This window comes from Campylobacter sp. RM12642, assembly GCF_020137635.1.
Taxonomy (GTDB): Bacteria; Campylobacterota; Campylobacteria; order Campylobacterales; family Campylobacteraceae; genus Campylobacter_E.
In genome coordinates this window covers 1-12,545 of sequence record NZ_JACGAT010000035.1, presented here as the reverse complement: position 1 = coordinate 12,545, position 12,545 = coordinate 1, and the positions used below count along the sequence as shown (strand labels likewise).

General features: G+C 25.0%; 6 protein-coding genes and 1 pseudogene. 3 read left to right on the top strand and 4 right to left on the bottom strand.

Features of this window, described 5'->3' with window-relative positions:
• Positions 1-105 precede the first annotated feature (105 nt).
• Positions 106-204, bottom strand: a pseudogene (locus tag AVBRAN12642_RS08920) (hypothetical protein); the annotation flags it as partial.
• An 83-nt stretch (positions 205-287) separates the two neighbouring features.
• Entirely contained in the window at positions 288-1,334 is a 1,047-nt protein-coding gene (locus AVBRAN12642_RS08915) for a hypothetical protein (RefSeq protein WP_336607494.1), read from the bottom strand.
• A gap of 130 nt (positions 1,335-1,464) precedes the next feature.
• Here AVBRAN12642_RS08915 and AVBRAN12642_RS08910 point away from each other — a divergent pair, with 130 nt between their 5' ends.
• The 3 genes from AVBRAN12642_RS08910 (at position 1,465) to AVBRAN12642_RS08900 (ending at position 5,576) form a co-directional block, all read left to right on the top strand.
• A complete protein-coding gene (locus AVBRAN12642_RS08910) occupies positions 1,465-2,337 on the top strand; it encodes a hypothetical protein (protein WP_336607495.1) in 873 nt (290 codons plus the stop codon).
• A gap of 173 nt (positions 2,338-2,510) precedes the next feature.
• Entirely contained in the window at positions 2,511-4,094 is a 1,584-nt protein-coding gene (locus AVBRAN12642_RS08905; RefSeq protein WP_336607496.1) for an AAA family ATPase, read from the top strand.
• The gene (locus AVBRAN12642_RS08900; protein WP_336607497.1) at positions 4,095-5,576 is read left to right on the top strand and encodes a VWA domain-containing protein; all 1,482 of its coding nucleotides are present in this window, start codon (positions 4,095-4,097) and stop codon (positions 5,574-5,576) included.
• Here AVBRAN12642_RS08900 and AVBRAN12642_RS08895 read toward each other — a convergent pair.
• Together AVBRAN12642_RS08895 and AVBRAN12642_RS08890 are read right to left on the bottom strand one after the other, a co-directional pair.
• On the bottom strand, positions 5,560-5,772 hold the full coding sequence (locus tag AVBRAN12642_RS08895; RefSeq protein WP_214120559.1) for a DUF6037 family protein: 213 nt from the start codon (positions 5,770-5,772) through the stop codon (positions 5,560-5,562). The two genes, AVBRAN12642_RS08900 and AVBRAN12642_RS08895, sit on opposite strands and share 17 nt — an antisense overlap.
• 2,269 nt (positions 5,773-8,041) lie before the next feature.
• Positions 8,042-12,439, bottom strand: coding sequence for an FtsK/SpoIIIE domain-containing protein (locus AVBRAN12642_RS08890; protein WP_336608245.1), 4,398 nt, complete (start codon positions 12,437-12,439; stop codon positions 8,042-8,044).
• Between the last annotated feature and the right edge of the window lie 106 nt (positions 12,440-12,545).

The following is a 12,545-nucleotide window of genomic DNA, read 5'->3' as shown; positions in this document are numbered from 1 at the left end:
CAATTTCTAAAACCTTTTAATATATTTTACATATTATATTATATTGATAACTTAAAATAGTTTATTCTCCAATCTAAGTTTTTATAACAAACTGGTTATGATAAAAACCATGTATTTATACTCTGCTGCATCGATGTTTTTGCGTAATTTATCGGCACTTTTCCACAACGCATCTTCTAGTTTGATTTCTACTTTCTTTGCCATTTTTATCCTTAAGTGGTTTTTCTTAGTGTAGCAAAAAAGCCTTATATTTGCCTAGCTTCCGCTAGGCTTATGAGTAGTGTAAATCATTTAGTAGTTTTAAATTGGATATTAAATTTTTCTAAAATCTCTACTTGCTTTGTATCAAAAATTAATCTTATTTTATTTTTACCATCTAAATCATATTCTAAAAATGTTTTTTTGCCTATACTTGATAAAACTTTAATATTATTAAATCTCAAATTTCCCTTTGTTGTCTTACAAATTTCTAATTTTTTAGCATTACCTTCTTCTGTTTTATTATCTTCGTAACAAAATTTAAAATCAATATCCATCCCACGCTCTTTAAGATAATCAGCCACATTGTCATTCATATATACCATTACATCTGCTTTATAGTTTCCAATCCCAGCTACACCCATGATATTTATATTTGCAAATTCTACATAAACTAAAATTGAGATAATTAATATTATTCTACCCATAATCTCTTTACCACAATATCCAATAAATATAGTTATTATATACATTATAAAAAGCATAATCGCATATAAGTAATGCCAATACCCTTCTTTGTTTTCCGATAAAAGTAAACTAAAAATAAGAAATACAACGAAAATAAACACATGCATTAAAATATAATAATAACTCATTATGTGATCTAGTATAGTCATAGCCTTATTATCAATTTTTTTCTTATGTTTTAGTATGTCTTTCTCCATTAAGCTACATATATACTCATTCTCTTCTTTTGAATATTCGTTTTCTATTTTGCTTTTTAATACTTTTAGTTCTCCTATATATTTTAAAACTAATACTTTTTTAGATTCAAATTTTTCTTTAATTTTCCTATCACTTACAAACCACTGAATAATATTTTCGTAGCAAAAATAAGAAAGTAATAAAATTATTAAAAAGAAAACAAAAGTATGTAAAGTAAAAGCCAACAATTCATTCAAATCAAATCCTGGAACATCGTTTAAAGTAAGTACATAATGTTTTATATATAAAAATATAGCACACATAACAAACAAAGTAAAAACTGCATTTCCTGTTGATTTAATTGTGCGAGAAAACCTCTCGCTCTTATCAATAATATCACTATTCTTATTATCTGATAAATTATTTTCCATTTAATCTCCTTAATTTAAATTATCAAATATAGAATTTATTATAGTATATTTATCATTAAAAAGCAAATTTTAATATTTTTATGATATAAATAGAAAAATAATTATAAATATTTCTTTTTAGGATAGCAAAATGAAGGTTGATGATAAAGATTTAATGCTAATTGATTTAATTTATGAAAAAATTTCATCTAAAGATGAACTTGCAAAGGCTTTAAAGGTAAGCACAAAAACCATTGAAAATAGAGCAAAAAATCTAAGCGAAATTATAAAGTATAGTAAAAAACTTGAAGGTTATATTTTCACTGACTTGCTCCCAAAATACATAAGCCCAAAAGTTGTCTTTAAGCACATTTTTGCTGAGCTTGAAAATGCAAACCTTGAAAGCGAGTTTAAAGGGCTTTTTGATGAGTATTTTTACTCACAAGAAAAGCTAATTGATACTTCAAAACTATCAAATCTAAACCAAAAAATCATCATGCTAAATCACGCAATAAATCATAACATTTTGCTAAGTTGCAAGTATAAAAACGAGAGAAAAATCATTCAAGCAAACCAGTTAAAGGTATCTAATTCTAAACGCTATCTTTATATCACTTACGACAAAAAAAACGGCGAAAACACAGGAGAATATAGAACATTTGCTCTAAATTCTATGAAAGATATAATAGCTTTGGAGTATGTAAAAAATGGCGGATTTAAAAACACAAAAAGTGGAAATGCTTTTGGCTATGCTGAAGGTAAAAAAAGCGTGATTTTATACCTTAAAAATGAAGCGGCTAGTTTTTTTAAACGAGAAAAGCCAAAAAGTCATAATTTTAGATTTTTAAGCGAAGATGATAATGGTATAGAAATTGAGTTTTTCTACTCACCAAGCTCGGTTGAACTTGAAAGCTTCATCGCTTCTTGGCTGCCACTAATTAGCATAAAAAACGACGATGAACTAGCCCAAACAATCTATGAAAATATCCAAAACAACCTAAACGAACTAAGGAATTTGAAATAGGAATTTCGTTTGTTTAGTATAAAACCTATCAAACAAATAAAATTTATTTTTGTACTCATTTTAAAATATTTAAAATAAACCGTTTATATATTTAAACCACCAAAAAGTTTCAAATTTAAACAAGCTTCAACCTTATTTTAGTAATATCAAATAATTAAACAATAGGAGAAAACATGATAAATAATAAAAAAATAAAAAATATTTTAGAGCACATTAACAGTGATTTACAAGAAAGAGAAGAAATAGCATCTATAATACTTCTTTGCATGATAGCAAACAAATCTGTGTTTTTATATGGACCTCCAGGCACTGGTAAAAGCTACATAGCAAGAAAGGTTGCAAGTGTTTTTGAGAGTGATAAATTTTTTGATTATTTAATGGGAAAATTTAGCACTCCAGAAGAAATCTTTGGCCCATTTAGGCTTAGTGAGTTAAAAAAAGATAATCTTGAAAGAGATATTAAAGAATTTTTACCTAGTGTTGATTTTGCTTTTTTAGATGAGATTTGGAAAAGCTCTCCTGCTATCTTAAACTCGCTTTTAACAATACTAAATGAAAAAATCTTTAAAAATGGAAAAGAAACAATAAAAGTTCCGCTAAAAGGACTAATATCAGCAAGTAACGAATTCCCACAGGCAAATCAAGGACTTGAAGCTTTATATGATAGGTTTATTGCTAGGCTTGAAGTAATGCCGATTGCAAACAAAGATAACTTTAAAAAATTTATACAAAATGAAAGCAAAGAAGTAAAATTAGAAGAAAAAATTAAAAACACTGAAATAGAAGAGGTATTAAAAAAATCAAAAAAAATCAAAATAGATGAAAAAGTATTAGACATACTAGAATTATTTAGAGCTAATATAAGTGTTTATAATAATGAGAATAAAGACAATGCAATATACATAAGCGATAGAAAATATAAAATGATTTTTGAGCTTATAAGAGTTATGGCTGTATTATGCGAAAGAGAAAAGGTAGAAATAGGAGATTTGATACTGCTTGAGTATTGTGCATGGGATAAGCCAGAACAAAAAGAAATAATAAAAGAAGCTTTAGTGAAAGCTATAAAAGACTTTTCTCCTAAAATTATGTTTGATTTTTCAAAAATAAATAAACTTAAAAAAACAATTAAATATGAAATAAAATACCAAAAAGAAGATTTTGCTTATGTTAAAGTTGATGATGAAGAATATATTTATACTAATCAAGAGCTTAAAACCTATTACGGAGATTCACAAAAAACTATATCTATATATATTAAAAAAGAAAGTTTATATAAAACAGATTTTCAAGAAATATGCTACAAAGATCAAGATGGTTATTTAGAAAAATTATATGACTTTAGATATAAATATGATGATAAATCACATAAGATATATCATGGTAATGTTGCAAGGTATAATGGCTACGACTATGCAAATAAATATCAATACGATAATGTAAATAAAATGCAATGTTTAACTTCTATTATACCTGATTACAAAAAAGGAGATGATAAAAAAATATCATCTTTCGTGCAACAATCATTTATCAAAGAATTAAAAAATAGCATAGATAATATAGAAAACCATATGCAAAAATGCGAAGAAGAAAAAGAAAAATTTATTCAAACAATGAATAATCCTTTTTTTGATAAAAATAAGTTTGATATGTATTTTAAAGCTTTAGAAGATACAAAAAGCAATCTTAAGGCTAAAAAAATAGAATGTGAGAGATATTTAAAAATATTAGAAGAAGATGTAAGGATTACAAACTAAATGCAAGATATCGAGCTTACAAACAATGAGATAATAGACAAAGCATTAAAAGAACGCATAAATAATTTTAAACAAAACCTAAAAGAATACCTTGCAAATATACCACAAAATTTGCAAGATGAAAAAAATAAGCTTTTTTATAACGAAATGCTGATAAACCAACAAAACTATCCAGAATATAGTGAAGTTTTGGATGATTGTTTGTGTTTTAACGATGATTTTGATGATGATTTTTATCATGAAAAATATAAAGCTAAAGAAACAGAATTAAAAGATAAGAAAAACTATAAAAAAGCACTTAAAAGCTATCATAATTCTTTAACAAAAAGTATTTATAACGAGTGGAGTGATATATATAATAAAAAACTATCAAATTGGCAAGAACAAGAAAAGCTAAAGAAAGAAAATGATTTTATAAAAAAACTTAAAGATTGGTTGAAATTTATAAAAAGCTTAATCAATATATCATCAAATCTAGGTATGAATGATGATTTTAAAAACAATCTTTACTATTCACTAGCTAGCTCTATAAGAAATGGCGAAGAGCTAGATAAATACATAAACCATAACTTTGGTAATGGATGTGGTTTGGAAGAAGCTTTAAATACTTTAAATGAATTTTTAGAATTTATAGAAAGTGAAAGCATAAAAAAACTATGTGATAAATTAGGCTCGCTAGAAGAATCTATAACAAAAACCAAAAAACATAAAGAAATGTTTCAAAAGTCATTTTCTCAAAACATACCTATACCAAGCAAAAATAAAGCAGAAATAACAGGCATAACTTTAGATAATAAAATAGAAAATATAGTTCCTAGCGAACTTGCTTTGCTTGGTGGTGAATTTGAGATTGTGTTTGATTTAAAATATGTAGAAAAAAGACTACTTTGCTTTGAGAGTGTGGAGTATGAGAAAATAGAAGGACTTGAAGATATAGAAATAGAGGTTGAAAAGCAAGAAAGCGATAAAGGTCCTATGATTTTATGTGTTGATTTTAGTGGTAGTATGAGTGGAGAATGCGAGCACATAGCAAAAGCAGTAACATTATATATGGCAAAGCAAGCAATGAACGAAAAAAGAGAATGTTATATAATAACTTTTTCAACCAATATAAAAACAATACACCTAAGCAAAAACGCAACAATTTTTGATGTAATTTCTATACTTCAAATGAATTGTAGTGGTGGAACAGACCCATTTATAGCTATCAAACACGCTATAAAAAAGCTTAAGGAAGATAGTTTGAAAAAAGCTGATATTTTGATGATTAGTGATTTTGTATTTAATAAAAATGATAAAAATGAATTATTAAAATTACTAGAAAATGAACAATATAATAAAATCTATGCTCTATATTTAGGTTATTTTCAAAATTCAGTGGTTTGGGATAAAATATTTAATGAAGAATTTATCTATAACCTAAATACAAACGATATAGAAGAATTAGGAAGAGATTTGATTAGGCTTAATAATCATTATTGAAGTTGTCTAATATCTCTTCGTTTGTTTTTCGTCTATTTATGTCATTTGTATAGCAAAAACTTATATTTTTATCTTCACAAACAAGTTTATATAAACTAGGATTTAAAATTCTAGTTTTATTATCATTATAAATACTTCTTTGACCATTGTCGCTATTTCTTTTAATTGATAATGGATATATTAATATATAAAACAATCCTACTTGTTCTTGAGACAAATGATGAGCAAGATTTAACTATAGAGTTCTAAAATATTTAACTTATTTTTACCTCTACAAACTCCAATAAAAGCTTTTGAATTTTATACTTTAATAATAATTGAAAGTTTTGTTTATAAAAATAATTCAAAAAACAAAAATTGAAAATATAATTTCAATTTACTTAATAATAAATATAAATAAACATAATTTATTTTCTAGCACTAAGCTTTAACATTACAAAAAAACTCACAAGGTTTAAATAAATAGTTTTACTAAAGTTATTTATCATAAATATAAATTATTTTATATATTCAAAAATATGCAAAAACATTGTAAATTTTGCAAGAAATTAATGCAAAAAGATCTTTAAAACTATATAAAATACATAAAAAATACTAACCAAAAAAGTAAATATAAAGACTATGTAGTAAATATATAAAAACCTTATTATCTCTATACTTTGTTTGTTTACATTTAGTAAAAATATAGCAATTTACAAAATAAAAAGTAGCTTATAGTTACACAAAATTATTAAAATTAAATCAATTAAAAATACAAAAATATCTTTTGCTTTAACAAACTTTGCTTTTCTGTGATTGTTTAAATAATTACAATAAAAACCAATAAAAATGCTAAAATGTGTGATAATTTATCATCTTTAAAATCGTTAAAATTATTTATTGCTTATTTAGAAAAATAGCATGGATTAAACTTTTAAACGTATTTTAAGTGTTTATAAAATAAACAAGGTAAATTGAATTTGATAAAAATCTGCTGATATTTACACTATAAACAATAATTTCAAAAATATTATTTTTGAAGAATGTTAAAATTAATCAAAGTAATTATGAAAAATTTGCTAAATACCAAAAATACTTTAAAATTACAAATCATAATTACTATATTTGAATTAATATATTAAGATGTTTTAATTCAAACATCCAAAAGACTAGTTCTTATAAAATTATTAATATTAAATAAACTGCTATAAACAAAGAAAATATAAAATCTCTCTTACAAGATATTTTATTGATGCTTATATATTTAATTATTTTTATCATTTTTGGTTTTTTGTATTTCAGTAAAAACAATAAGAGCAAGAATTTATTTTGTGTATTTTTTAAAATTTATCTTCGTATATTTTATGTATTTAAAATTAACTGATATGTAAACCTTAATTTTCAAATAACCTGAAACACTAATAATGCTATAATAAATTAAATCAAATTCAGGTAATATATGATAAATAACATTATTTAATATGCTACTCAAATAGCAATATATAAAGGTTAAATTATATTAATTAGGTGATAATGTTTATATATCTTAAGAACTTATCATAAAATCTTTTTACACTCTAAGCAAAATATATAAAAAATTTGAAGACAATTAATTATCTGGGTTTTCAGTTATCAAGAAAAAATTGGCAACTGCTACAGATGGCAAACAATACAAGATTAAATTTTACTCTCTTGAAATAATACTTACAATTGACTTTATAGTACCTAATAGAAAGATATAAAAATTATAAAATAGACATATATATAAAGGCTTTGTTATTAATAGAGATAAGGTTAAAAAAAAGAACCCATAGTAGTAGGAGTTTTATTATTTTGATGAGTTACTTAAATATATAATAGATATTAAAAGCAAAAAAATAAAATATTTATAAAACAATAAAAGATTTGTTTGTTTTATACGTAGACTATAATGACTACTTATATATTTTTTGCTAACATTTAAAACAAATTTTATATGCTATCACATAGAGCAATAGCAAAAATAATTTTTACAAAGCTAATGTAAACAAAAAATATGTAATTTAGATTATTAAGGATATAAGAAGGCGGAGTGACATTATGATAGCTAAGAAAATTATCTAAATAAAAATAAGCTTAATAGTCTTATAAATATAGTTTTAGAACTAACTAAGTTTAGAGCAGGCAAAACCTAAAACTAAAAATAGATTATAAAAAATAATGTTAATAAGCTTTTAGAGTTTCAAAAATGGGTGAGAGGTAAGGTTTTAAATAGCAATAGACAAGTTTCAAATAAATAAAAAACGATAACTTATGAACATTTGAAATATTTTATTAGAAAAAGAAAATAAAAAGAAATGCTAAAAGTTGATAGACAAGCATTAAAAGAACTTAGCAAAAAACTAAAAAAATAAATAAATTTTCGTTTACTTGAGCATATAAAATACATAAAAAAATAATTTGATAAACGAAATTTTATAATAATCCATATTTATAGATACAGAGTACTAAAGATTTTCAATATATTCATCTATATCTTCATCACTTAAAAATGCTGATTGGATATAGTATTTTTCTCCACTTAACTTTGCTATCATATGACCATTTCCTAGTAACTTCTCAGCTCCCTTTTCATCTAAAATAATATTAGAATTTTTTTCCGTATCTACTCTAAGAGCAAATTTTGCTCCTAAATTAGCTCTTAATATAGGTGGTACTACGGTATTGTCTGGTCTCTGTGTGCTTATTATTAGATGGATACCAGCAGCTCTTGCTTTACCAGAAAGGCTTTGTATATTAGATGACATACAAGCGCTGAAATCTTTATCTAGCATCCAGTCTGCAAATTCATCAAAAACAACAACTATTCTAGGAAGAATTATATCTGTTTGCTTGTTGTATGAGTTTATATCTTTAGCTACACCTTTAAACATAGCATATCTTTGTTCCATTATTTCAACTAATTGATTTAAAGTATTTATCGCTTCTTCTTTTTGGGTTACTAAGCTATGCAGATGTGGTATATTTTCGTATTTTGCAAATTCTACCTGCTTTGGATCTATCAAAATAAGATTTAAATATTCTGGTTTATTTGTTCTTATTAGGTCTATAATAAGAGAATTTAAAAATACACTTTTTCCACTTTTTGTCATGCCTGCGACTAAAGCATGAGAATCACTACTATTCAAATCAAAATATATATTTTCATTGTTTGTTTCGCTTTTTCCAATTATAAGCTTGGTATTAAAATTTTGGTTTTCTAATTCCCTTTCTTTTACACAATCTTTATAAAACACTATATCTCTTATTTCTCTTTGAAATACCAAATCATATGCCCTAGGAACAACTTCAACCCTTAATAATCTTAAACCACACATAGACAAAAATACACTATCTAATTTTTCAAACATAGTAATATTCCAATCATAATTAGGTTTCAACGAAAACCTAATGCTATTAGGTGTTAATTTAACATCAATAATTCTAGTTGCTATATCATGATGTATTAGAACATTTTTGATATTTTGTTCAATCAAGCTTGTATCAATTTCAACAGCTTTGCTATATTGCACATCTACACACTCTTTAACTGCAAAATCTTTAATATCATCATTTTTAGCAACATTCATATTTTTAATATCTTCAGCCTTATCACATTTTTGCTGCTCACTCAATTGATAATTAATGTCTATCAATTTCGTTTGTTTGTCTATATTATTTAAGATATTTAATATTGCTTTCTTTCCTATGTGATACTGCACCACGCCATCGCAATCACGGCGTTCAATATTTTCATCTAAATCATAAACAAAAATGAAAGAAAATCCCCTAACTATGAAATTTAAATTCTTATAATTTTGTCTAATTTGCGTTCTTAATTGCTCGGAATTTATATCCACATTAGTATCTGTTTTAAACGCTCTTAAATGCTCTTCTATAATCAAATCAGTAAATCTTGCTATACAAAAATCTTTATCGTTATATTCATCTTCGCTAAAGATTTTTTCTACCTGTTTTTTTGTATGCAAAGTTTGTATTATTGATTTGTCTTCAAGATCTCTTTTGCTTAAATTTGAGCAATATTTAATCTCATAAACATCAACGTATAAAGTAGACAAATCCCCATCCTTAAACACTGGGGTAATTGCTAACAAATCTGCTAAGCGCCCTTCTTTTCTAAACATTTGAGAGTAGCTATCAACTCCCCCTAAAAACCAATCGGAATAATTATCTAAATATATAATAGCACTGTTTGTGGAATTGTTTTTTATAATATAATTAGACAAGGCTAAGCCTAAGAGCTCGTTTGCAAAGCTTCCTTTGCCGGTAGCTTTTAACACTATATCACCTGCTATCTCATCAGCTAAATTTATTAGTTTTTCTTCTATATTTTCATCGTAAGCTATATTTTGCTCTATTATTTCTTGGATTTTTGCTTTAATTGTCTTTTTTAAAAGTATAAAATTTCCATGCGATGATATTGACAATACCTTGTTTAAATTACGTGCTTTTTTATATTTGATAACTCTAGCCCCACATGCATTTAAAACTCTTTTATCGGTTAGTGAATCCGCGCTAATAACCCATTCGGTTTTTTGGTGAATCTTACTAATTGTTTCTTTTATATTTTGATCTTGAGTAAAACTTATTGTAGGTAGTTTATAATCATAATCACCCTTATTGTCAGACACCAAAGATAAAATCAAAGTATCTAAAATCCTTGATACTTGTGTCTTCACAGGGGTTGTTAAATACCTGCTGATGTTTTTTTCATTCTCGGTGATAAATCTTTTGTTGCTCCAAATAGTAGGATGAAAATCAAATAAAGCTATATTGTTTATATTTGCTTCTGGCAAGTTTTTATACTCTATTTTAGCTCTTGAAGAAAAAAAGTCATACAAAAGCGCAATGTCTAAATTATAATTCAACCTATCTAAACTATCAAAGCTGTCATGAAAAGCCTGCAACCTTACGTTTGATAAAAATGAAATTTCTTTTTTTTGTATATCATCATTGCTAGTATTTTTTAGAATATCGCTATATATTTTTCTTATCTTTGAAGCATTATCCCCATTTAAAAAAAGTTCATAGTTTTGCCCATCTTCTACAACATCTAAAAGCTTTTTAAGTATTTCTAAAGGCAATATAGAGCTGTTTGTTTCATGCAACAATACCTTTAAGTTATCTACCCTATATAAATATAATTCTAAATATTCTTTAATACTCTTTTCTAGGGTAGAAATATATTCTGATGTGATTATATTTTTCTCATTTTCATTAGGGATATTTTCATACAAACTATGTTCGTCAAAATGCTCAGCTGGAACTAAGAGCTTGTTTTTATCTCCATTTAAACTAAAAAAATCAAAATAATAAGGTGTTTTAGCCAAAATATCTAAATCGTTATAATAAGCATCTTGCATGGCTATGTTTTCTTTATCATCTTTAAAACTATCTATTACTGATGCTATTTTTTTAATTTTTACACAATAAGAAAGAAGCCTTAGTGGATGATATGATGGTATAACTAAAAAATCGCTACTATTTTGAATTTGTAAAGTAAACATGGATACAAATGATTTTATAACATCATTTTTATAATCATCATTCCTATAATTATCATAGATGTAATTTGCACAATTTATATAAGAATCATTTAAATCTTGACAAATTTTAAGCATATCACCATCTTTGCTAGAAAAAGAATGTTCTAAAAAGCCTATAAATTTTTCTATAAAATCATTATAAATATCATTAAACTCATCGGGGTTGCTAAAATATTTTTTATATTTGTTAATAAAATTAAAAGCGTATTTTTTATAATTCATCCCAAATGGCATATCACTTAACGTAAAGCGAAGATTGTTTTTACCTAAAAAACGATTGGCTATATAAAATGGACTAAATATTTTCTTCTCTTTAAGTATATGCAAAATATTATCTACACTATCACAGTATTTACTAACGATACTTTTTGTTTCAAACTTCCATTTAATATATTTAGTTATCTTTCTATCGTCTTTGTAGGTGATGGTTATCTTAAAATCCAATTCTGTTTTTTTACCTCTTGTTGTTTTGTCTTTTTCTTGCGTGTTTAGATTGCTATCAAAATCATCGCTGTATAAAAACTCTTTAAGCTTTTCATCAAATTTTAATACATTTGAAAATTTTTCAATAATTAAAAATCTATATTTTAAATACCTCAACGCATCTTTGTTGTAATTACTAAAAATTGCCTTTTTTTGCTTTTTGTCTAAACTAATGCTTATTTGCTCTAAGCTACACTCTAACATATTTATAAGCTGAACCAGGCCAACCAAAAAATTATTTACCTTAATGGTTTTTGGGTATAACATTTTTTTCCATTTGTTATCTAGATTGAGATTTTCAGATATATATCCTTTATACTTATCATAAAATTCTTCTACCATCTCTAGATTTTTATTTGTTTTTTTAGTGCTAAGTGTTTTTAGTAAACTAACTTCTGCACTTTGTAGCGTGATGTCTTTTTGTTCTAAATAATCAATAGTTTGTTGATATAAACTAAGATTTGGTTGTATGATTAATTTATCAAACAATAATTCAATTTTATTATCTGCCCAATCAAGTGTTGCAAATTTTATTTTATCTTTATTTAAAGTATTTTTATCTGCATATATAAATTGCTTAATGAGCTCTTTTTTACCGCTATCTAGCATATCAAATTCTTCTTTTATAATACTTCTCTCATCATCTTCAAAGAATTTATTAGCTAAATCTTCATTGTTTAAGTTTTTATACTCTTTATTTATAGCATTAGACAAATCTTTGAGTGTTTTTATGCTTTTTGCTAAATTTTTATTAGTTTTAAAATAATCATGAAAGCATTTTCTATATCTAAACATCCCTAGTTTATCTAGCGACATACCAATAGCTTCCTGATTAGAGCAAGCTTCATTGTTAATTAAATTTATAATAGATAACAAAAAACTATCTATGTCGTAAATATTTATATGATTTATTTTTTTTAAT